The sequence below is a fragment of the Aminobacterium sp. MB27-C1 genome (assembly GCF_030908405.1).
Lineage (GTDB): Bacteria > Synergistota > Synergistia > Synergistales > Aminobacteriaceae > Aminobacterium.
This window is the reverse complement of the sequence record NZ_CP133089.1, coordinates 1,437,877-1,458,844: the sequence shown is the minus strand read 5'-3', so window position 1 is coordinate 1,458,844 and position 20,968 is coordinate 1,437,877. Positions and strand designations below refer to the sequence as shown.

Genomic DNA, 20,968 nt, shown 5'->3' with positions numbered 1-20,968 from the left:
GAGTGAACATAAGGGGGTCACAGGAATGTACGTAACCGATCCAATAGCTGATATGCTGACACGGATTCGGAATGCTAATGTGGTTTACCACGAAAGCGTAGATGTCCCTCACAGTAATGTGAAATTCAATATTGCAAAAATATTGAAAGAAGAGGGATATATCCGAAATTACAAGGTAATTAACGATCCTAAAAAACCCTATGCTGTAGTGCGTGTTTTTCTGAATTACGGTCCTAATAGAGAACGTGTTATTCAGGGACTTCGCAGAATCAGCAAACCAGGGCGCAGGATCTATGTTGGTAAAGACAATCTCCCCAAAGTCATGGGTGGTCTTGGAATAGCTATCATTTCCACTTCCCAGGGCTTGAAGACAGAGGCTGAGGCATCTCAGCTTGGTCTTGGCGGAGAAGTTGTTTGTTACGTTTGGTAAGCGAGGAGGGAACGCTTATGTCACGAATCGGACGTAAACATATTCCTCTCGCTAAGGGAGTAACGGTCACTACAAAAGACGATAAGGTTTTAGTTAAAGGACCTAAAGGTGAGCTCTCCTGTGATCTCGTGCAGGGCATTGCTCTTTCTGTAGAGGACAATGCAATTGTGATAGCGCGGGATAACGACGAAAAGCAGACAAGAGCTTTTCACGGAATGATGAGAGCACTCGTTGCCAATATGGTGACGGGAGTAACTGAGGGTTTCGAGAAAAAACTTGAGATCGTCGGTGTAGGATACCGTGCTCAGATGCAGGGGAAGAAGTTAATTCTCAATGTCGGATATTCAAACCCTATCGAATATGATCCACCAAAGGGTGTTGAGATTTCAACAGAAAGTCCTATAAAGATTTCGGTAAAGGGTATTGATCGACAGCTGGTAGGTCAGGTAGCGGCGATCATTCGTGAGTTCAGGAGTCCTGAGCCCTATAAAGGGAAAGGTATCCGCTATGCTGGCGAATATATTATTCGTAAGGCCGGCAAAGCCAGTGCCAAGTAACCTGAGGTGACGTTGATGAAGACGAATAGTAGAAACCAAATGCGTATCGTCCGGCACCGGAGACTCAGGAAAACTGTTTCCGGAACACCGGAGCGCCCAAGAATGGCTGTTTATCACAGTCTGAGCCATATTTACGTTCAGATTGTAGATGATGTAGCTGGGCATACCCTTGCCTCGGCTTCGACACTCGATAAAAGCCTCAGGGAGACCCTTTCAGCAGGAACCTGCAATATGGAAGCGGCTGTAGCCGTAGGCAAGCTTGTTGCGGAGCGCGCGCTCGAAAAGGGTATTTCAGCAGTGGTATTTGACCGTGGGGGACATATGTACCACGGAAAGGTCAAAGCCCTTGCCGATGCGGCCCGTGAAGCAGGCCTGAAGTTTTAAGAGGGAGGACCGAGGATGACCATAAAACGTGTTGACGCTAAAGGCTTAGAGCTCAGCGAACGCGTAGTTGCCATCAATAGAGTAAGCAAGGTTGTAAAGGGCGGTAAGCGCTTTAAATTTAGCGTACTCGTTGTTGTTGGTGACGGCGAACACTATGTAGGCGTAGGAATGGGGAAAGCCAAGGAAATTTCTGAAGCAGTTCGTAAGGGAATCGATAAAGCGACAAAGAACCTTCATGAACTTAAAAAAGTTGGCAATACTATCCCTCATCCTGTTGACGGGCAGTTTGGAGCAGCACATGTTCTTTTGAAACCAGCAGCTCCTGGTACAGGAGTTATTGCGGGTGGCGTTGTCCGAGCTATCATGGAGCTTGGTGGCGTAAAAGACGTGTTGACCAAAGTTATTGGTAGAACATCTAATCCTGTCAATGTTGCGTGGGCGACATTAGAGGCCCTGCGCGAGATGAGGACGCCCGACGAAATTGTGCGTCTGAGGGGTCTTGAAGCCGCTCAGCCAGAGGCAGAATAAGGAGGGGTCAGTCCTAATGGCTAAACTTCGTATAACATGGGTTAGAAGTGCAATTGGACAGCAGGCTCGTCAGAAGAAGACAATTAAGGCACTCGGACTCAAAAAATTGCATCACACAGTTGAGTACGAGGATGTCCCCCAAATTCGCGGAATGATCAATCAGGTCCACCACCTTGTTGAGTGGACTGTTGTTGAAGACTAGGAGGGACGCAGCATGAATTTACATGATCTTCGACCTGCTCTTGGCTCCAGACGCAAGGCAAAACGCTTGGGTCAGGGCCATGGAAGTGGCACAGGAAAGACTGCGGGAAAAGGAACAAAGGGTCAGAAATCAAGAGCTGGCGGAGGAGTTCGTCCAGGTTTTGAAGGCGGCCAGATGCCGATTACTCGTCGTATTCCTAAACGTGGATTTAACAATGCTCGATTTGCAAATACGTATCAGATAGTCAATCTTGAGCAAATTGCAGATCGTTTTGAGAGTGGTTCCGTTGTAGGAGCAGAAGAGCTCTACAAAGCGGGACTAATTAGAAACTTGACAACCCCAGTAAAAATTCTCGCGAGAGGAGAAATTTCCCAGGGCCTGACTATAAAAGCCCAGGCCTTCAGTGCCCAGGCGGTTGAAAAAATTTCAACTGCTGGTGGGAAGGCTGAGGTGATCTAAGTGCTTGATTCTTTCAGGGACGCCTTTAAGCTGCCAGATTTAAAAAGACGGATTCTTTTTACTCTTGGGGTACTTTTTATTTTCCGTCTTGGCGCCCATATCCCAACGCCAGGTATTGATACAGCTGCTATGGCGAGGCTCTTCGAGCAGGGCGCAGGTGTGCTCGGGTTCCTTGATATTTTTGCAGGCGGTGCGCTGAGGCGATTTGGTATTTTCGCTCTCGGCGTTACCCCCTACATTAACTCGAGCATCGTTTTACAACTTCTTGTGGTCGTTTTCCCTGCGCTTGAAAAGATGCAGAAAGAAAGCGATGAAGGGCGAAAGAAGATTATTCAATACACAAGATGGGGTACGATCCTTTTTGCTGGTATTCAAGCAATTGGTATGACATTCTGGCTTGGCCGTTTAGGAATTTTCTATGGCGGACTTTTTGCCGGAATTATTGTTATCTTGACAGTTACTGCGGGAGCCGTGGCCGTTATGTGGCTGGGCGAAGAAATTACGGACCATGGAATAGGTAACGGAATTTCATTGCTTATTTTTGCAGGAATTGTAGCTCGTATCCCAGAAGCTATCTTAAGAAGTTGGCAAATGCTTCGTTTAGGAGAAATGAGTGTTCTTGCATTAGTTGTGTCCATAGCGCTTATGATTGCCGTTATAGCTGGATGTATTTTGTTGCAAGAAGGACAGCGACGTTTGCCTGTACAATATGCCAAGCGTGTGGTTGGAAACAAAGTCTACGGAGGACAGAGCACTTTCATACCTTTGAAGGTGAACCAGTCTGGTGTTATGCCAATAATTTTTGCATCATCAATTCTGTTGTTCCCTTATTCTATTGCACGCTTCTTTACTGGCGATATTGCATTGATGTTCCAAAGGATATTTGAGCCAGGCAGTACAACCTACATGGTTATTTACGTTGCGCTCATTATCTTTTTCGCTTATTTCTATACAGCAGTGGTTTTCAACCCAGCTGATGTTGCTAATAATATGAAAAAGTATGGCGGATTCATCTTGGGGATACGCCCGGGTCGTCCCACATCGGAGTTTATTGAGAAGGTTATGTCAAGGATCACTCTTGGTGGAGCTGTGTTTCTCGCTATTATCGCTCTTGTTCCCACTCTAATGACCAATCTCATGGGAATTACGAGTTTTTATTTTGGGGGAACAGCAGTTCTCATCGTTGTAGGTGTGGCATTAGACACTGTACATCAGATCGAAGGGCAGCTTCTGATGCGCCACTACGAAGGAATTCTCAAGCGCCGTGATTCCAAAGGCGGAAGCTTCCTCCGATTCTAAAGGGGATGTAAATATAATGCGAGTTATATTGCTAGGACCGCCAGGTGCAGGAAAAGGAACACAGGCGGCAGAAATAAAAGCTAAGTACGATGTAGCACATATCTCCACTGGGGATATGCTTCGTCAAAATGTAAAAGATGCAACAGAGCTTGGTCAGCAAGCCCAGAAATATATGGATGGGGGCAAGCTTGTTCCAGATGAACTGATCGTTAAGATGATGGGAGAACGACTCAAGGAAAAAGACTGCGAAAAAGGTTTTCTTCTTGATGGTTTTCCGCGAACGGTTCCTCAGGCCGAGTCCCTCGACGGGTTGCTTGAAAATATGAACCTTTCTCTTGACGCTGTTATATTACTGGACGTAGCTGATGATATAGTAGTTGATCGTCTTTGCGGCCGTCGTATGTGTCGCCAGTGTGGAGAGATTTATCACGTATCATTTAAACCTTCTTCTCAAGGCGATAAATGTGATAAATGTGGAGGAGATCTTTTCCAGCGAGATGATGACAAGGAACAAGTCATTCGAAATCGTCTCAAAGTTTATCACGATCAGACGGCACCTCTTATCTCTTATTACGATGAAAAGGGGCTTCTAAGACGAGTCAATGCTGGGACATCAAGTTCTAGCGTTATGGCGGAAATAGAAGCACTTGTCAACGAGAAGGTAGCTGAATGATTACTTTAAAGAAAGAAAAAGATCTTCAGTATATGCGGAAAGCAGGTCGAATAGTTGCAGATGTTTTAGACCTTATTGCTGAAATTGTTCGGCCTGGCATTACAACAGCAGAAATTGATAAAGCTGCCGAAGATCTGATAGCAAGAGAAGATGCGACACCTGCTTTTAAAGGCTATCGAGTTCCAGGAATATCCATACCTTTTCCAGGTGCAGTGTGCGCTTCTATAAACAGCGAGATTGTTCACGGAATTCCTTCTACCGATAGATTTCTTGAGGAAGGCGACATTATAAGTATTGACGTAGGTGCTTGCTACCATGGATACTATGGTGATGCGGCTTGTACTTATCCAGTTGGGAAAGTATCTTCGAAACGCCAAGAGCTTATTGATGTGACTCTTGAAAGTTTAAATAGAGGTGTAGCTGCAGCTAAAGCTGGGAGTACCATTGGGGATATAGGACATGCAGTGGAATCGTATGTTGTTCCCAAAGGATTTGGATTGGTTCGGGATTATACCGGTCACGGTGTTGGCAAACATCTGCACGAGCCACCTCAGGTTCCGAATTACGGGTATCCTGGCAGAGGCGTAACTCTCAAGGCTGGAATGACAATAGCTATAGAGCCCATGGTTATGTCGGGAGCGGAGGAGACTGTCGTAGGTTCAGATGAATGGGTTGTTCTCACAGCAGACGGTTCTGATGCTGCTCATTTTGAAAGATCCGTTCTCATCACAAATGATGGGGTTGAGATACTTACTCCTTGGGAATGGGCCTGAACGGAGAATATATGTTTCGCGTCGGTCAGGTTGTAATATCAAGGAAGGGAAAAGATGCTGGCAAATGGTACGTCGTTGTAAAGGTTCAATCTGAAAATAACAGAATATATGTTTCAGACGGCGGCAAGTTCCCAGCCTCTAAACCTAAAGCTAAAAATCCGAGTCATATTCAAGGGACGCGCTGGATTTTGGATGAAGTGGAAGATAAAATTTCCCGAGGCAAGGAATTAGATAAAGGACGTTTGCAGTATCTTTTTTCGCAAGTAAGGGAAATGAACAGTACTCAGAAGCAGGGAGGTTGACTAATCCGTATGGCCAATAAGGACGATGTCATAGAAGTGCGTGGAACCGTCATAGAACCGCTTCCGAATGCCATGTTTAGGGTAGAATTAGACAATGGTCACAAAATTCTGGCCCATGTGTCGGGTAAAATGAGAATGCATTTTATTCGTATTCTCCCAGGTGATAAAGTTTTAGTAGAAATTTCACCTTACGACTTGACACGCGGACGAATAGTGTATAGATATAAATAACTTATTTATCTGCCCTTATGCTTAAACCGCGGCTGGTGAAAGCAGCAAAATAGATATGTCGAGTATCCAAGGCCTCTTTGGCTAGGTGAAGGTTTTCTCGGAGGAGCGTGGAAAAAAATGAAAGTCAAACCATCGGTTAAACCGATATGTGAGCATTGCCGAGTGATTCGGCGAAAAGGAGTGGTACGGATTATATGCAGCAAGAATCCGCGCCATAAACAGAGACAGGGTGCAAGGAGGTAACGAGCATATGGCCCGTATTGCTGGTGTAGACCTGCCTCGCGAAAAGCGAGTAGAGATAGCGCTTACATATATTTATGGAATAGGGCTCCCAACTTCTCATAAGATTCTCGCTTCGACAGGTATTAACCCTGACACGCGAGTTAAGGATCTTACAGAAGAAGAAGCTCAGAAGCTTCGAAAAGAAATTGAGGAGCATTACAAAGTAGAGGGAGACCTGCGTCGAGAAGTAACCATGAATATCAAGCGTTTGATGGATATTGGTTGCTACAGGGGACTTCGACATAGGCTGGGACTTCCTGTTCGTGGTCAGAAGACTAAGACGAACGCTCGTACACGGAAAGGGCCACGCCGTACCGTAGCTGGGAAGAAACAGGCTGGTAAGTAAGAATTAAAGATTGATCATCAAGGAGGCTGACGCACGTGGCCAAACGTACACAGCGTAGAGGAAAAAGAAAAGAAAAGAAGAATGTAAGTTACGGTGTTGCTCACATCTTCTCTACCTTCAACAATACTATAGTGAGCATCAGTGATAAAAGCGGAAACATTTTATCTTGGGCATCCGGCGGTAATGTAGGTTTCAAGGGAACTCGTAAGTCCACTCCTTTTGCTGCCCAGATTGCTGCTCAGCAGGCGGCTAAAACAGCCCAGGATCATGGGGTGAAGGAGATTGATGTTGTAGTCAAAGGTCCTGGCCCAGGACGGGAGTCTGCTATTCGCTCTCTTCAGGCAGCTGGACTTCAGGTTAACATGATTAAAGACGCGACGCCAATTCCCCATAACGGCTGCAGACCGCCGAAGCGTCGCAGAGTTTAATTTCACCCCTATAAGGAGGCGAAAGACATCTTATGAGCAGATATACAGGACCCGTATGCCGTCTCTGTAAAGCTGAAGGCGTGAAACTTTTTCTTAAAGGCGATCGCTGCTTTACAGAAAAGTGTGCAATAACACGGGGAGAGAATAAAAGTAAACAGAAGAAGGGGAGACCTCGCGCCAAGATGAGCGAGTACGGACTCCGACTTCGAGAGAAACAGAAATTACGCCGTTTTTATGGCATGAACGAAGGTCAATTCCGACGTTTGTTTGCAGAAGCTTCAAGATTGTCAGGAGTAACTGGTCATAATTTCCTTCAGTTACTTGAGCGTCGTCTTGATAACGTTGTCTATCGTATGGGACTTGCCTCAAGCAGAAACCAGGCTAGACAGATCGTTCTTCATGGACACATAACTGTAAATGGACGCAAAGTAGATATTCCCAGCTACCTTCTTCGTGCCGGTTCTGTCGTTGCTGTTGCGGAAAGCAGCAAAGATATTGCACTCATTCGTGAAAACGCGGAAGTTGCAGCATCTAGAACTATTCCGGAATGGCTGGAAGTTAATACCGAGCGGATGGAAGCAAAAGTTATTTCCATTCCCGTACGTGAACAGATTGATGTTCCCGTCAACGAGCAGCTCGTTGTTGAGTTCTATGCCAGATAGTAGGCGTGAAAGGTGTTGGACAAAGTGGAACTAATGCGGCCTGAGATTCGAATTGAAGAGTGTAGCCCGACTTTTGGAAGAGTTATTGTCGAACCTCTTGAACGAGGATACGGTGTTACGCTTGGCAATGCGTTAAGACGAGTGCTGCTTTCCTCTGTAAAGGGGGCGGCCATTACTTCAGTCCGTATTGATGGTGTTCTACATGAGTTCAGTACCATTCCTGGTGTTCGTGAGGACGTAATTGAGCTTATGCTGAATTTAAAGCACATTCCAGTCCGTTCATATAGCAAAGATGTAAAAGTTTTGCATCTTGAAGCTGAGGGACCCAAGGAAGTTGTCGCTGCTGATATTCAGCCTGATAGCGAGATTGAATTTATCAATCCTGACGCGCCAGTATGCGTACTGGAAGATGGCGCCCAATTATCGATGGATCTTTACATCGAGCAGGGGGCTGGATATGCCACCATCGATCGACCGAGACCCGCCTACCTTCCAGCAGACGCTCTTTTAATTGATGCAATTTATTCTCCAGTGCTGAAAGTGCATTACGATGTAGAAGCAGCACGAGTCGGACAACGAACTGACTACGAGCGGCTAGTTTTAAACGTAACAACGAATGGCGTAGTGGCGCCGGATGTTGCTGTAGGCGAGGCAGCGAAAATTATTCGCACGTATTTTGGGTTTATAGTGGAAGACGTTGATAAATTACATCCTCTTGAGGGCGTAGACGAAGATGAAGCGGCTCTTTTAGCAGAAGAAACCTCTATGGAAGCTGCTGAAGCGGCAAAGGAAGAAGATGATCTTCTTTCCAGACCTGTACGAGAGCTTGAACTTTCGATTCGTAGTGAGAATTGCCTTTTAAGAGGTGGAATTCATACTATCGGTGATCTTTTAACGCGAACCCGGGATGACCTGCTCAAAATTCGTAACCTTGGTAAAATCTCTCTCCGAGAGATAGAGGAAAAAATTGAAAAGCAGGGACTTCGCCTGAGCGCAGAAAAGAGCGAAGAGAAAGCAGTAAAGGAGGACTAGTTCCATGAGACACCGTATGGATCATAGAAGGCTTGGCCGTTATGGAAGTCATCGTAAAGCGATGCTCTCCAATCTGGCTGCGAGTCTTTTTATAGAAGAGAGCCTTACCACCACGGTGACCCGGGCGAAAGAACTTCGCCGTGTAGCCGAAAAATTTATTACCAGAGCTAAAGGGGCAACTGTGCATGATCGTCGAATTATTCGTGCCCGTCTTGGCCATAAAGAGGCTTCTATAAAACTCTTTGAAGATTTGGCAAAAAGATATGCCAATCGTCCTGGTGGCTATACTAGAATAATTAAAACCGGTTCACGTCTTGGCGATGGTTCGCCCATGGCAATAATCGAGCTGGTTGATTAGCAATGGCCCCAAAAATAGTCTGTTCGCTTCAGGATGTAGTTTTTTCCTACCCTGAAGCGAATAGTTCTGCACTGGATCGTGTCTGTTTAGAGGTCCGGGAAGGGGAGTGGCTGGCTCTACTCGGCAGCAATGGTTCGGGAAAATCGACGCTGGCCAAACATTTGAACGCCCTGCTGCTACCATCGCAGGGCGCTTGTTTTGTTTATGGTATGGATACGAGAGACGAAACAAAGCTATGGGATATAAGAAGTCATGTTGCTATGGTGTTCCAAAATCCTGACAATCAGATTGTGGGAACAGTTGTAGAAGATGACACGGCTTTCGGCCCTGAGAATATGGGACTTCCCCCAGAAGAAATTCGTCGCAGGGTAGATTGGGCCCTTTCTGTTACCGGTTTATCCCATAAAGCTCAAAATCCTACATATTCCCTTTCCGGTGGAGAGAAACAACGGTTGGCTGTAGCTGGAGCTTTAGCTCTTGATCCACCTTGTTTAGTTCTTGATGAACCGACAGCAATGCTTGACCCTCAAGGACGTCGTGATTTACTTGACATATTGAAAAATCTTCATGAGCAGGGAAGAACAATAATTTATATTACCCATCGCCTTGAAGAAACCGTCTTTTGTGACAGGGCTTTTGTTTTGAAAGACGGTACTGTACGATGGAATGGAGCCATAACGGAACTCTTCAGCCTCACTCAAAAACTTGATGAATGGGGACTTGAAACGCCTCCCTTTGTTGAGTTATGGCAAATGTTGGTTGCAGAGCAGCTTATTCCAGAAGGAACGCCTGCAACAGTATATGGAGTACAAAAAGCCTTATGTCAATTATTATAAAAAATCTCACTCATATTTATCATCCTTCCACACCTCTAGAAACAGTGGCTTTGAAGGATATAAGTCTACAAACAGAGAAAGGTCAGTGGCTTTCCATAGTTGGTCATACCGGAAGTGGTAAGTCCACACTGGCGCAACATCTTAATGCTCTGATTGTTCCAGAAAAGGGAGAAGTTGTTGTTGAGAATATGGTTGCTCGTTCCGGGAGTTCTGATCTGCGTAAAATCAGGCATCTTGTGGGGTTAGTTTTTCAGTATCCCGAGCAACAACTTTTTGCAGAAACAGTATTTGAAGAAGTAGCCTTTGCTCCGCGAAATTGGGGTGTTCCAGAAGATGAATTACAAGGTGTAGTGGAGCGTTCTCTCTTGGAAGTGGGACTCTCTCTTGATTTTCTTGATCGCAATCCTTTCCAACTTTCGGGAGGAGAAAAACGCCGTATAGCTCTCGCATCAGTTTTAGCTGCAGATCCTGCCTATGTAGTTCTTGATGAACCGACAGCGGGTCTTGATGCTACAGGGCGTAAAGAGCTTGTTCGTCTTCTATTGGCTCAAAAAGATAAGGGTCGTGGAATAGTTTTTGTTACTCATGATTTGGAAATAGCTCTAATGGCCAGCGATTCTATCTTAGTGCTTGAAGGGGGTCGTGAAGTGGTACAAGGCCCTCCCAAGAGAATAGTAGAAGAGTTGAGCCAACGTCCAGTGCGGGGACTTTGTTTGCCTCAAGTGTTGGAGTTAGCAGTTACACTTAATCAAAAAAATTGGTCGGTTCCTTTAACGTGGGAGCATAAACGACTTTTTAAAGCCATACAGAAGAAGGTGAATGCGTTATGAAATTTATGAACCATCTAACCTTTGGGCAGTATGTTCCTGCGAATTCTGTTGTTCATGCTCTTGATCCACGATGCAAAATATTAGGAACAATATTTCTTCTCACCGGTATATTTCTCGTGAAACATCCCCTTGCTTTTGGAGTATGGGGACTTTTGCTATTGGCAATTACTTTGTTTTCGAAATTACCCTTTTCCCTCGTACTTCGTTCTGTACGACCAGTGATGATACTTGTTATTTTTACTGCGTTAATACACATCTTTTTCACCAAAGGCACACCTGTATTCCAATGGGGTTTTGTCACTGTTACACAAGAAGGAATCCGTATGGGGATATATATGGGGTTGCGGTTATTGTTTCTTGTACTTTTCGCTTGTTTTCTTACGTTGACGACAAGCCCTATGGAGTTGGCAGACGGATTGGAAAAACTCTTTTCACCCTTAGCCCCTTTGGGTTTTCCAGCTCATGAATTAGCTATGATGATGACTATTGCCCTTCGATTTATACCTACGCTTTTAGATGAAACAGATCGCATTATGAAAGCGCAACTTGCGAGAGGGGCAAATCTTGATAAAGGAAATATTTGGCAGCGGTTGCGAGCCATGCTACCGGTTCTTGTGCCTCTTTTTGTTATTGTGTTTCAACGAGCGGAAGATTTGGCAACGGCTATGGAAGCTCGCTGTTATAGAGGAGGTAATGGTCGAACACGTCTTAAACCCTTGCACTGGCGTGGTTCTGACACTGTAGCACTGTTTTTATTGCTTGTAACCTTATCACTTCTTATCTATGTAGATCATATGGTGATTGCGTAATGCATACGTATGCTGCTGTTATCTCTTATGATGGAGTGGCCTTTTCCGGTTGGCAAAAACAAACACAGGCAGCAAGTGTTCAAGAGGATATAGAGAAGGCTTTGCAAAGCGTATGTGGTAATGTTGTTACTGTAACAGCAGCAGGAAGAACCGATGCTGGAGTTCACGGGAAAGGGCAGGTTATTTCTTTTTCATTAACGACTCTTTGGGATCTGCATAAACTTGTATTGGCCATTAATTTCTATCTACCTGAGACTGTTCGTGTTATGCGTGTTTTTTTGGTTGATAATAATTTTAGTGCTCGCTTTTGTGCTTTATGGAGAGAATACCGATATTATATATGGCATGGTCCGGCGTTCCCGCCTTGTCTTTCTCAAAGAGCTTGGTGGAATCGCTGGTATTGGAATAAATCGGCAGTAGAAAAAGCGTGTCTTTATTTAAGAGGAACACATGATTTTAAGGCATTTTGCCCTATCAAAGAATGTCCTGACAATACTGTTCGATCTATTCTTTCTCTAAAATATAGAAATAGGGAACATCTATCTGTGCTTACTATTCGCGGTAATGCTTTTCTCATGAATATGGTGCGTTCGATAGTAGGAAGTCTGGATCTTGTGGGAAAAGAGAAAAAAAGTGCTGAATGGATCAAAGAACTTCTCGATGATAACAAGAATCGCACTCATGCAGGAATGACAGCTCCAGCTCACGGGCTTTATTTTTGGAGGGTTGGCTATGATGTTCACCACTTTTTACCCATTCCTGAAATATCGAAAGAAAGAGTAAAGGAAACATTCGTCCCTTCTGATTTTGCGTAGAAACACATATAATATTTTCTGAGAGTGGGAATGTTTTTAGATAAGGAGGCTACTTTCGTGTTTGGAAGCGATATCGGCATAGACTTGGGAACAGCTACAGTGCTTATTTACGTAAAGAACAAGGGAATAGTTCTGCGAGAGCCGTCTGTTGTAGCAATAGATCTTGAAAACGGCAAAATTCTTGCAGTGGGATATGAGGCCAAAAATATGGTGGGGCGTACCCCTGGAAACGTTATTTCCGTACGGCCTCTCCGTGATGGAGTGATAGCAGATTACACCATGACAGAAGCCATGCTTCAGTATTTCATGAAGCGAGTAAATAAAGGCTTTCGTCGTTTCTTTAGAAATAGGGTTATGATATGCGTTCCTTCCGGAGCGACAGACGTAGAACGTCGAGCCGTTCTTGAGGCAGCAGTTGAAGTTGGAGCCAGTGAAGCTTTTCTGATAGAGGAACCTATGGCTGCCGCTATTGGAGCGAACCTGAACGTTGAAGAACCCAGAGGCAAAATGATTGTCGATATCGGTGGTGGTACAAGTGATATCGCTGTTATTTCTCTGGGAGGCATTGTCGTTTCGAAATCGTTGCGTATTGGCGGAGATAAATTTGACGAAGCCATTATGCGTTATCTAAGAAAGCATTATAGTTTGGCAATTGGAGAGCAGACAGCTGAAAATCTTAAGATCATGATCGGAACTTGCGGGCAGGAAGAGGAAGAGATGACCATGACTCTTAAGGGACGTGATTTGGTACAGGGCTTGCCTCGTCAGATAGAAATCAGCAGTGCTGCTGTGAGTCAGGCTATAGGAGAAATGATTCAAGCTCTAATTGATGGAGTTAGAAATGTTTTAGAGCTAACGCCGCCGGAACTTTCTGCCGATATTATAGATAGAGGAATCGTTCTTACTGGTGGAGGATCGCTGTTACGTGGACTTCCTGAGCTTATTACTCAACAGACGGGCATAAATTGTTTTTGCGCAGATGACCCTATGGAGAGTGTAGCTTTAGGGACAGGCAAAGCTCTTGCAGAGATAGATAAATTGAAAGCGACAGGGCGAAGCGGCATATTGATGACCTCCTCTCGGAAAGGACGAAAGAAAATACGGTAGGAGGATTGCCCCGTGCATCGAGGACTCTATAGTGCAGCGTCAGCCATGCTTGTACAAGAGCGGATGGGTGATGTTGTTGCAAATAACCTGGCAAACGTTAATACTGCTGGCTTTAGAGGTAGAATTGCTGTCAATAAGGCTTTCCCCGAGGTGTTAATGGATCGCTTGGAAAAACTTGATCCCGGGGAAGGCAGAATGGAAGTAGTCCCGCCAGAAGGCGTTATTTTCAGAGGACGTGTTCCCATTGGGGATATTCCACTTGCGAATGTTCTATCTGAAACTGCTATGAAAAAGAGCGAAGGCTCTCTGAGGATTACAGAAAATCCCTTTGATGTTGCTTTACAGGGAGATGGCTTTTTTTCTGTACAGGATAATAATGGAAATGTTTTTTATACGAGATCAGGCCAATTCCAGATTGGCGCTGACGGTCGTGTTATTACTCATGATGGAATGTCTGTGTTGGGTCAGGGAGGCCCTCTGGAGGTAGGAGAAGCTTCTATTATCGAATTCGACGATTCAGGTCAGCTTATTGTTGACGGAGAAGTGGTTGATACCTTGCAGGTCGTTACTTTTGATAAGGCGACACTTTTAAAGCAGGAAGGAAAATCTCTTCTTTCAGAAACAGCAGATTCAGGTACTCCTATAAATGTGGACGAAGTACAGGTAAGGTCTGGTGCTCTTGAAATGTCGAATGTGAATGTCGTGGAAGAAATGGTACGTATGATAGAAGCTCACAGAGCCTATGAAAGTGCATCTCGAGCAGTTACAGCCCATGATGAGACGACAGGAAGATTAATTTCTACCTTTGGCAGAGCGGTTTAATTCCAGGAGGGATACGAGATGATTCGATCTTTATGGTCTGCTGCAACAGGAATGGTGGCCCAACAGACAAATTTAGATGTTACGTCAAATAACTTGGCAAATGTCAACACGTCGGGATATAAAAAGATGCGTGCTGATTTTCAGGATTTGCTTTATCAAATAGACAGAGAACCTGGCGCTCCTGTTGAGACTGGAACGACTGTTCCAACAGGAATTCAGGTAGGTTTAGGAACAAAAGTTGTAGGTACGTCTCGAACTTTTTCGGAAGGGAACCTTCAGGTAACGAATAACCCTTTGGATATCACTATAGAAGGAGATGGCTTCTTTCAGGTTATTCGCCCAAATGGTGAGATTGCTTATACACGAGATGGCTCATGGAAAGTAGATGGAGAAGGACAAATTGTTACAGCGGATGGTTTTCTTCTTGAACCTGCTATTACGATACCCGATGATGCTACTGAAATAATAATAGATAATATGGGCCGTGTTTCTGTTAAAACCGTAGGAAATCAGGAAGCCGATGAAATTGGTCAAATAGAGATTGCCCGTTTTGTTAACCCTGCAGGACTTCGTGCCATGGGGCGGAATCTTTTCGAAGAGACTCCTGCTAGTGGTGAAGCCATAGAGGGAATTCCAGGAGAAGATGGACTGGGGACTCTCCATCAAGGAATTCTTGAAATGTCGAATGTTCAAGTTGTAGAAGAAATGGTAAATCTTATCGTTGCACAGCGTGCATATGAAGCTAACTCCAAGAGCATTCAGACAGCGGACGAACTATTGAGGATTGCTAATAGTCTTCGACGGTAGGTTGGGGTTGTGATGACAGAGAGACTTTTTGAAAGGCGGGAGCGTTGGTGTGCCCGCCTTTTTTTTATTTTTACCCTTTTGTTGTTTGTAGCAGTTTTTTCTTGTGGCATGTATTCTACGTCGGCGGTTGCCTCAACTCTGCTTTCTCTTGAATTTCCTGCTCATATTTCATATCAGAAATCTCCTCTATATCTTGAGCAGATATCTGTAATTAACGGTCCAGAAAATATTGTAAACTATGTCAGGAAGATCGCTGTACCTATGGAAGGTTCATATCTGACACAAGATGATATAGTAAAAATCCTTGTAAAAAACGGAGTAGGAGGCATTCGTCTCTCTCTGTTAATGCCCAAACACGTGGAGCTCAGGCAAGAAACCAGACTTCAAAGTATCGTTCGGAGTATTTCAGGCTGGACGTGGGCTGTTGAAGTGAAACCTCTCTCTGAGGCTGTTCCCCAACCGTCAGAAGATTATATCTCCCCGGGAACGCTCTCTCCTGGAGTGGGCTCAACCACTTTGAAGTTTCGTAGCAATGGTGGTATTCGGTCGATTCCTGTGCGCATTTCTTGGTATCAGCCTGCTGTTGTATTACAAAGAGAGTGTGATAGGGGGCACGTGATTACTGAAAATGACGTTATTCTTCGAAGGGTACAGCTTTCTCAATCAGGAGAGTTACCCAGTCGTGTCGAATCTGTAGTTGGCCTTGCTTTAAAAAGAGATGGTCGTTACGGAGATGTGATCTCTTTCAATTTTCTTGAAACAAAGCCGATAATTTATAGAGGAGACGAAGTGACGATTATTTCTCGAATGGGTACGCTTATTGTGGAAGTTTCCGGTGAAGCCTTAGATGAAGGTGTACTGGGTGACAGAGTTCGAGTTCGGAATAACAGAAGTAGAACTGTAGTAACAGGACGTGTTGTAGGCCCTGGTAAAGTGGAGGTCGATTCTGAATGAACGTAAAACGTACACTCATAGTTTTAAGTGTTTTTGTTTTTATATTTTCTGGTTGGAGAGTTCCTCTTTTAGCTCAGTCTCTTTGGAGTGATTCAACAAATTGGATTGCGGACCAACGTCCTAGCCAAATAGGGGATATTGTTTCGGTTGTTGTTGCCGAAAAAACAACTACAAAGGATGAAGCAAAAACTGATGTAAGCAAAGATAATAATAATTCTGTTTCAGATGGAGTAGGCGTTTTGAATTTTATCAAAGCCTTGGGCTTTTCTTCTAAATCCTCAACTAAGGGTGACAGCTCCACAGAGAGAACGCATACTGCCAAAACAACAATAACCTGCCTCGTAACAGAAGTTCTCCCCAATGGGAATCTTGTTATAGAAGGGGCCAGGGATGTTGTTACCCACGAGGAAAAATTAAAGCTGCATATACGAGGTGTTATTCGACCTCAAGACGTAGAGAGCAACAACACTATCGGTAGCGATAAGGTCGCTAATGCGGAGATAGGTGTTGAAGGTAGAGGAGCTTTATCCAGAGTTCAGAAACCAGGTATACTCACACAGATACTACAGGCTATTTTCTAAGGAGACAGAGATATATGAAAGACAATAGTAAGTGGTTGAAAAGAATTTTTGCGGGCATATTAGTCTTGGTTTTGTTGCTTCCCATGGGGCCAAACACCCTCCATGCCGGTGTTCATCCTGCAGTACGTATTAAAGATTTGGCAGATATACAGGGTATTCGTTCGAACCAGCTCGTAGGTGTTGGTCTGGTTATGGGGTTACAAGGAACTGGAGATAAGGCAAAAATGTCTTTGCAAATGGTTCGTAACCTCATGAGTCAGTTCGGGCTTACAGTTGACGAAGGTTTGGTTAAAAGTAAAAATGTAGCCTCTGTTACAGTTACCTGTGAACTTCCTCCCTTTGCTCGGCCAGGGCAGCAAATAGATGTTACTGTAAGCACTATGGGCGACGCGAAGAGTCTTCAAGGTGGTACGCTCCTTCAGGTGCCTCTCAAAGGTGCAGATGGAAGGGTTTATGCTGTTGCGCAAGGGCCAGTTCTTGTTGGAGGGTTTTCTGCAGAAGGTGGAGCGGCCAGAATGTCAAAAAATGTTGTTACTGTGGGCAGGGTTCCTAACGGAGCCCTTGTTGAGCGTGATGTTCCTATGAACTTTTCTGCCAATGGAACAATTAGTCTTCTTCTGAAAGATCCTGATTTTACAACGGCCGAACGTGTTGCTCTGGCTATAAACTCCCGCTTTGGAGGGATCGCTTCTCCTATAGACGCGGGGATGATTCAGATTGTTATCCCTCCCCAATTCTCCTCTTCTCCGAGTTCGTTCATTGCAAATATTGAAAGGTTGACTGTTGAACCAGACATGGTGGCGCGCGTTGTTGTCAACGAAAGAACGGGTACAGTCGTTATGGGCGGAGATGTTAAAATCAGTACAGTGGCTGTGGCACATGGAAATCTTACAGTACGTGTGACAGAAAAACCTGAAGTTGTTCAGCCAGAGCCTTTTGCTACAGGAAGAACAGCTGTTCAGCCACGAACAGAAATAGCGGCGGAGGAACAGGCTGGAAGCCTCATCTCTTTGGGTGCTACGGCGACTGTTAGTGATCTTGTGAATTCATTGAATTCTGTAGGAGCGACACCAAGAGATATTATCTCAATTTTGCAGGCTGTAAAAGAAGCAGGTGCCCTTCACGGGGAACTTGTTGTCATGTAAAAGGAGTCTTTCATGAATAAAATAGATACAACAATGCAATCTATTTCTTTGCTGCAAGAAACAGGGCATAGAACAGAACAAAAGAAACAGCTTGAAGAAGCATGCCGTCAATTCGAAGGCATACTCTTAGGACAATTATGGAAAAATATGCTTCATGACGCAGAAGAAGTTGCAGGAAAAAAGCAAAAAAGAACTTTCGGCCCTTTAGAAGATCTTTCTGTCGAAATGTCGGCGGAAGCATTAACTAAACAGAACGGTGTTGGTTTGTGGAGAGTTCTTTACGATCAGCTTTCAGCCTCTCTTGATACGAATTCGTCAGACAATGAATCAGCTTAAAAGTATAGAGAGCGCTTGGTGGCGAGAGGGACTTTCCTTTACATGTTTGGGGTGTGGGCGCTGTTGTAGGGGAGAACCAGGCGCTGTTTGGGTTTCTGAAGAAGAAGAGAAGAAGATTGCCGAGTGGCTTAACATCTCCTTGTCTGTTTTCCGGGTTTATTATGAAACAAGGCGATGGGGGCCTCCGAGCCTTAAAGAAAAACAAGCTGGTGAATGTGTCTTTTACAATTCAGAACGGGCTCGATGTACTATTTACCCTGTTCGCCCAGCGCAGTGTTCTCTCTTTCCCTTTTGGCCTTCAGTTTTAGCTACGCCAGAAAGTTGGAGAAAAGCGGCCTTGCTTTGCCCAGGAATGAATGAAGGACGCTTCTACACCGCTATAGAAATAGAGGCATACTTGAATAAATTTCCGTCTGTTATTCCTACTCTGTAATTTTGCTGAAAATGAGGGGAGTCCTTTGTGACTGCCCTCATTTCGTGTTATTCTGTACATGAATACTATTTTATGAATGGGGGCAGAAGAGTGCAGGCCCAAATATGGTCTGATATGAATTGGAAACTTATTATTACACTCCTAATTGTGAGTGCGATCTTGGCCTACTTGGGAGATCGTATTGGCATGCGCATCGGTAAAAAACGGATTTCACTTTTTGGGTTACGGCCGCGCCATACGAGTCAAATTATTACTGCTCTCACCGGTGTTGTTATTTCTATAGGAATTCTGCTCACCATGTCTGTCGTGTCAGAGAACGTACGAACTGCCCTTTTTTCCATGAAATTTCTGCAAAGCCAAATTGTTAATTTAACGTCCGAGTTGCAAGAAAGTCGAGAAGAATCTCAACTTATGTCTATTCGTTTAGTGGAGAGTCAGACAAAGCTTGAATCCCAAGAGACAAAACTCAAAGAGATTCAACAAAAACTTGCGTCCGTACAACCTAAGGTTGAAAAAGCTCAGGAAGAATTAGCTTCGGTAAAAAGTGAAAAAGCAGCATTAGAGAAGGAAAAATTCAAATTAGACCAGGAAATAAGCTCACTTCGTCAGGAAGCTGACCGACTTCGTGAAGGATTAGTGCAGGTTCGAAGTGGAAGGATAGCAGTCTTTGCCGGCGAGCTTTTAGGTCAGCAGGTTATAGAGAGAAAAAGTTCTAAAGAGGATGTTGAATCTGCTTTTGAAGAACTTCATCATCGTGCGGAAATGGTTTTGTCTTTGCGTACAGGAAAACCGGCTGAAGAAATTGTTTTAGGTGTCGATCCTGAAACAGAGAAAAAGAAGATGGACGAATGTATAAATGCTCCTGCTCGTAAGTTTGTTCGAATTATTGCCGATGCAAACATATTACTGGGTGAAGACGTTCGGGTGCGGTACGAAGTTTATGACAGCCGCTTAGTCTATGAAAATGGTGAAGTTGTAGCTCAGCGGACGTGGGTTCCTAATAGTGGAGATGCAGAATCTTTCTTGCATAGCTTATTAGCAGAGGTAAATAGAAGGGCTGTTGCCGAGGGAATTATGCCAGATGCCGCAAGTGGCAAGGTTGGGGCAATGGATGCAACTGATTTTTTCGATGCTGTTGAAGAACTGCAAAAAGTGGAAAAAGCTGTAGATGTTACGGTTATAACATTAGATGATATATACACAGAAGGACCGGTGCGAATAAAATTCCATATCACGACACTTTAATCGTACCTCTTTATAAGGAAATACAGGAGGAGTATTGATGCTCATAGTAGCGTGTCAAATATGTGGCGAAACTAAAGTCTTAGCAGGGACCCCAGATGTAGATGGAGTTGCCCGTGCTATGTGGATTTGTCCAAAGTGCGGAGCAGGTCAAGTTGTCCAACTTCAAATATCTGCTGATGCTCGCAAATCGGATTTGCGTAAAATAGTTCATGGATTGGCGTTTCAGAAAGCGGTAAGTGTACATGAAAGCTAAACTGGAATATGCATTTTACGATAGTAAAAAGGCTGTGACGCCGGCAGAATTAAGAGATCTTTATCGCTTTACTCGTTGGGGACGAAGCCGTTCCCTTGAGGATATAGCTCGCATGCTTGAAGGAACCACTATGTGCTTTTCTGTTCGTCACGGTGAAAAACTGATAGCTTTTTGCAGAATTCTGACAGATTTTGTATTTAGGGGATCTTTATGGGACATAATGGTTCATCCCGATTTTCAAGGCAAAGGGATTGGGTCTGCTCTCATCGATTACGCCCTTTCTCATCCGGCTATACGGTCTATCCCCCTTATTTTGACGTATACGAGCGAACTTGAACCTTTCTTGGCTCAATATGGTTTTGAGCGAAATGAGGGAGCCTTAATGCTTTTACGACGTCCCATTGAATATTCCTAAATATTTTTGTTTCATTTGGGCAAAATGGATAAAGCAGATCATATGGCCTGTTGAATGTCCCGTATGTGGTCGAATTGCTTCTATCGGGTGTCTTTCTTGTCTGGAATCTCTTCTTTCTCATCCAGTAGAAAGAAAAATAGATGGTGATTTGACTCTTCTATCAGGTGCGTATCACCAAGATATATGTCGAGAATTAGTTTTAAGATTGAAATATGAAGGCTGGGGAGAGTTGGGGCATATTATGGGGCGAGCTTTGGCCAGAAGCATCTCTCAGGCGATAGGAGATGCTCTTGTCCCTATTCCTCTTCACAGACAAAGTAAACGGCCATGGAATCAAGCTGAGCTCATTGCACAGGGCATATCTCAAGAGTGGAACATCCCAGTCTTTAATATGCTCAAATGGAAAAAAGACAAAACCACACAAACTTCTCACTCCTCAATGGAAAGACGCACAATGCAAGATGATGTTTTTCATTTTTGCGGACAAAACAAGCCAGTTTACTCTGTAATCTTGGTTGATGATGTTTCTACTACTGGCACCACTCTTCGAAGAGCGGCATCTACTTTGAGAAAATATGCGATACATGTAGAGACAGCTATAACGTGGTCAACTTCTCTTCGTTATTTGCGCTAA

General features: G+C 44.4%; 33 protein-coding genes. All 33 read left to right on the top strand.

Features of this window, described 5'->3' with window-relative positions; translation table 11 throughout:
• Positions 1 to 25 precede the first annotated feature (25 nt).
• The 33 genes from rpsH to RBH88_RS06920 all read left to right on the top strand — a co-directional run bounded on the left by rpsH (position 26) and on the right by RBH88_RS06920 (position 20,968).
• Positions 26 to 430, top strand: coding sequence for a 30S ribosomal protein S8 (gene rpsH / locus RBH88_RS07080; RefSeq protein ID WP_213690624.1), 405 nt, complete (start codon positions 26 to 28; stop codon positions 428 to 430).
• A gap of 17 nt (positions 431 to 447) precedes the next feature.
• On the top strand, positions 448 to 987 hold the full coding sequence (gene rplF, locus RBH88_RS07075; RefSeq protein ID WP_213690623.1) for a 50S ribosomal protein L6: 540 nt from the start codon (positions 448 to 450) through the stop codon (positions 985 to 987).
• 39 nt (positions 988 to 1,026) lie between these two features.
• The gene (gene rplR, locus RBH88_RS07070) at positions 1,027 to 1,371 is read left to right on the top strand and encodes a 50S ribosomal protein L18 (protein ID WP_307879490.1); all 345 of its coding nucleotides are present in this window, start codon (positions 1,027 to 1,029) and stop codon (positions 1,369 to 1,371) included.
• A 15-nt stretch (positions 1,372 to 1,386) separates the two neighbouring features.
• Positions 1,387 to 1,899: a 30S ribosomal protein S5 gene (rpsE, locus tag RBH88_RS07065; protein WP_213690621.1), complete on the top strand. Its 513-nt coding sequence runs from the start codon at positions 1,387 to 1,389 to the stop codon at positions 1,897 to 1,899.
• Positions 1,900 to 1,915: 16 nt separating this feature from the next.
• Positions 1,916 to 2,101 carry a 50S ribosomal protein L30 gene (gene rpmD, locus RBH88_RS07060; RefSeq protein ID WP_213690620.1) on the top strand — a complete coding sequence of 62 codons (186 nt, stop codon included), beginning with the start codon at positions 1,916 to 1,918 and terminating at the stop codon, positions 2,099 to 2,101.
• 12 nt (positions 2,102 to 2,113) lie between these two features.
• Complete coding sequence (gene rplO / locus RBH88_RS07055; protein WP_213690619.1) at positions 2,114 to 2,560, top strand: 50S ribosomal protein L15; 447 nt, start codon at positions 2,114 to 2,116, stop codon at positions 2,558 to 2,560.
• Positions 2,561 to 3,859, top strand: coding sequence for a preprotein translocase subunit SecY (secY, locus tag RBH88_RS07050; RefSeq protein ID WP_213696103.1), 1,299 nt, complete (start codon positions 2,561 to 2,563; stop codon positions 3,857 to 3,859).
• 16 nt (positions 3,860 to 3,875) lie between these two features.
• A complete protein-coding gene (locus tag RBH88_RS07045) occupies positions 3,876 to 4,532 on the top strand; it encodes an adenylate kinase (RefSeq protein ID WP_213690617.1) in 657 nt (218 codons plus the stop codon).
• Positions 4,529 to 5,305, top strand: a complete 777-nt coding sequence (gene map / locus RBH88_RS07040) for a type I methionyl aminopeptidase (RefSeq protein WP_213690616.1) — start codon at positions 4,529 to 4,531, stop codon at positions 5,303 to 5,305. The genes RBH88_RS07045 and map overlap by 4 nt, the downstream gene beginning before the upstream one ends.
• 11 nt (positions 5,306 to 5,316) lie before the next feature.
• Positions 5,317 to 5,607 carry a KOW domain-containing RNA-binding protein gene (locus RBH88_RS07035; protein ID WP_213690615.1) on the top strand — a complete coding sequence of 97 codons (291 nt, stop codon included), beginning with the start codon at positions 5,317 to 5,319 and terminating at the stop codon, positions 5,605 to 5,607.
• Between the two features lie 9 nt (positions 5,608 to 5,616).
• Positions 5,617 to 5,838 (top strand): translation initiation factor IF-1, encoded by a 222-nt coding sequence (infA, locus tag RBH88_RS07030; protein ID WP_213690614.1) that lies wholly within the window; start codon positions 5,617 to 5,619, stop codon positions 5,836 to 5,838.
• A gap of 117 nt (positions 5,839 to 5,955) precedes the next feature.
• On the top strand, positions 5,956 to 6,081 hold the full coding sequence (rpmJ, locus tag RBH88_RS07025) for a 50S ribosomal protein L36 (RefSeq protein WP_013048053.1): 126 nt from the start codon (positions 5,956 to 5,958) through the stop codon (positions 6,079 to 6,081).
• Positions 6,082 to 6,088: 7 nt separating this feature from the next.
• Positions 6,089 to 6,466: a 30S ribosomal protein S13 gene (gene rpsM / locus RBH88_RS07020; RefSeq protein WP_213690613.1), complete on the top strand. Its 378-nt coding sequence runs from the start codon at positions 6,089 to 6,091 to the stop codon at positions 6,464 to 6,466.
• Positions 6,467 to 6,501: 35 nt separating this feature from the next.
• Complete coding sequence (rpsK, locus tag RBH88_RS07015) at positions 6,502 to 6,894, top strand: 30S ribosomal protein S11 (protein ID WP_213690612.1); 393 nt, start codon at positions 6,502 to 6,504, stop codon at positions 6,892 to 6,894.
• A gap of 32 nt (positions 6,895 to 6,926) precedes the next feature.
• On the top strand, positions 6,927 to 7,556 hold the full coding sequence (rpsD, locus tag RBH88_RS07010) for a 30S ribosomal protein S4 (RefSeq protein ID WP_213690611.1): 630 nt from the start codon (positions 6,927 to 6,929) through the stop codon (positions 7,554 to 7,556).
• Between the two features lie 12 nt (positions 7,557 to 7,568).
• A complete protein-coding gene (locus tag RBH88_RS07005; protein WP_307879489.1) occupies positions 7,569 to 8,588 on the top strand; it encodes a DNA-directed RNA polymerase subunit alpha in 1,020 nt (339 codons plus the stop codon).
• Positions 8,589 to 8,592: 4 nt separating this feature from the next.
• Positions 8,593 to 8,946, top strand: coding sequence for a 50S ribosomal protein L17 (rplQ, locus tag RBH88_RS07000; RefSeq protein ID WP_307879488.1), 354 nt, complete (start codon positions 8,593 to 8,595; stop codon positions 8,944 to 8,946).
• Positions 8,947 to 8,948: 2 nt separating this feature from the next.
• Positions 8,949 to 9,782 carry an energy-coupling factor transporter ATPase gene (locus RBH88_RS06995; RefSeq protein WP_213690610.1) on the top strand — a complete coding sequence of 278 codons (834 nt, stop codon included), beginning with the start codon at positions 8,949 to 8,951 and terminating at the stop codon, positions 9,780 to 9,782.
• Positions 9,767 to 10,612, top strand: a complete 846-nt coding sequence (locus RBH88_RS06990; RefSeq protein WP_213690609.1) for an ATP-binding cassette domain-containing protein — start codon at positions 9,767 to 9,769, stop codon at positions 10,610 to 10,612. The genes RBH88_RS06995 and RBH88_RS06990 overlap by 16 nt, the downstream gene beginning before the upstream one ends.
• Positions 10,609 to 11,421 (top strand): energy-coupling factor transporter transmembrane protein EcfT, encoded by an 813-nt coding sequence (locus tag RBH88_RS06985; RefSeq protein ID WP_213690608.1) that lies wholly within the window; start codon positions 10,609 to 10,611, stop codon positions 11,419 to 11,421. The genes RBH88_RS06990 and RBH88_RS06985 overlap by 4 nt, the downstream gene beginning before the upstream one ends.
• Positions 11,421 to 12,236, top strand: a complete 816-nt coding sequence (gene truA, locus RBH88_RS06980; protein WP_213690607.1) for a tRNA pseudouridine(38-40) synthase TruA — start codon at positions 11,421 to 11,423, stop codon at positions 12,234 to 12,236. Before RBH88_RS06985 ends, truA begins: the two co-directional genes overlap by 1 nt.
• Before the next feature lie 57 nt (positions 12,237 to 12,293).
• A complete protein-coding gene (locus RBH88_RS06975; RefSeq protein WP_307879487.1) occupies positions 12,294 to 13,343 on the top strand; it encodes a rod shape-determining protein in 1,050 nt (349 codons plus the stop codon).
• Between the two features lie 12 nt (positions 13,344 to 13,355).
• The gene (gene flgF / locus RBH88_RS06970; protein WP_213696101.1) at positions 13,356 to 14,165 is read left to right on the top strand and encodes a flagellar basal-body rod protein FlgF; all 810 of its coding nucleotides are present in this window, start codon (positions 13,356 to 13,358) and stop codon (positions 14,163 to 14,165) included.
• Positions 14,166 to 14,183: 18 nt separating this feature from the next.
• Complete coding sequence (gene flgG, locus RBH88_RS06965) at positions 14,184 to 14,972, top strand: flagellar basal-body rod protein FlgG (protein WP_213690604.1); 789 nt, start codon at positions 14,184 to 14,186, stop codon at positions 14,970 to 14,972.
• A 12-nt stretch (positions 14,973 to 14,984) separates the two neighbouring features.
• On the top strand, positions 14,985 to 15,926 hold the full coding sequence (flgA, locus tag RBH88_RS06960; RefSeq protein ID WP_213690603.1) for a flagellar basal body P-ring formation chaperone FlgA: 942 nt from the start codon (positions 14,985 to 14,987) through the stop codon (positions 15,924 to 15,926).
• Positions 15,923 to 16,507, top strand: a complete 585-nt coding sequence (locus RBH88_RS06955; RefSeq protein ID WP_213690602.1) for a flagellar basal body L-ring protein FlgH — start codon at positions 15,923 to 15,925, stop codon at positions 16,505 to 16,507. Before flgA ends, RBH88_RS06955 begins: the two co-directional genes overlap by 4 nt.
• Before the next feature lie 14 nt (positions 16,508 to 16,521).
• Positions 16,522 to 17,652, top strand: coding sequence for a flagellar basal body P-ring protein FlgI (locus RBH88_RS06950; protein ID WP_213690601.1), 1,131 nt, complete (start codon positions 16,522 to 16,524; stop codon positions 17,650 to 17,652).
• Positions 17,653 to 17,664: 12 nt separating this feature from the next.
• Complete coding sequence (locus tag RBH88_RS06945) at positions 17,665 to 17,988, top strand: hypothetical protein (protein WP_307879486.1); 324 nt, start codon at positions 17,665 to 17,667, stop codon at positions 17,986 to 17,988.
• Positions 17,975 to 18,421, top strand: coding sequence for a YkgJ family cysteine cluster protein (locus RBH88_RS06940; RefSeq protein ID WP_213696099.1), 447 nt, complete (start codon positions 17,975 to 17,977; stop codon positions 18,419 to 18,421). The genes RBH88_RS06945 and RBH88_RS06940 overlap by 14 nt, the downstream gene beginning before the upstream one ends.
• Positions 18,422 to 18,511: 90 nt before the next feature.
• The gene (locus RBH88_RS06935) at positions 18,512 to 19,666 is read left to right on the top strand and encodes a DUF3084 domain-containing protein (protein WP_213690600.1); all 1,155 of its coding nucleotides are present in this window, start codon (positions 18,512 to 18,514) and stop codon (positions 19,664 to 19,666) included.
• A gap of 37 nt (positions 19,667 to 19,703) precedes the next feature.
• Positions 19,704 to 19,919, top strand: coding sequence for an alcohol dehydrogenase (locus RBH88_RS06930; protein WP_213690599.1), 216 nt, complete (start codon positions 19,704 to 19,706; stop codon positions 19,917 to 19,919).
• On the top strand, positions 19,909 to 20,334 hold the full coding sequence (locus tag RBH88_RS06925; RefSeq protein ID WP_213690598.1) for a GNAT family N-acetyltransferase: 426 nt from the start codon (positions 19,909 to 19,911) through the stop codon (positions 20,332 to 20,334). Before RBH88_RS06930 ends, RBH88_RS06925 begins: the two co-directional genes overlap by 11 nt.
• Complete coding sequence (locus tag RBH88_RS06920) at positions 20,321 to 20,968, top strand: ComF family protein (protein WP_213690597.1); 648 nt, start codon at positions 20,321 to 20,323, stop codon at positions 20,966 to 20,968. Before RBH88_RS06925 ends, RBH88_RS06920 begins: the two co-directional genes overlap by 14 nt.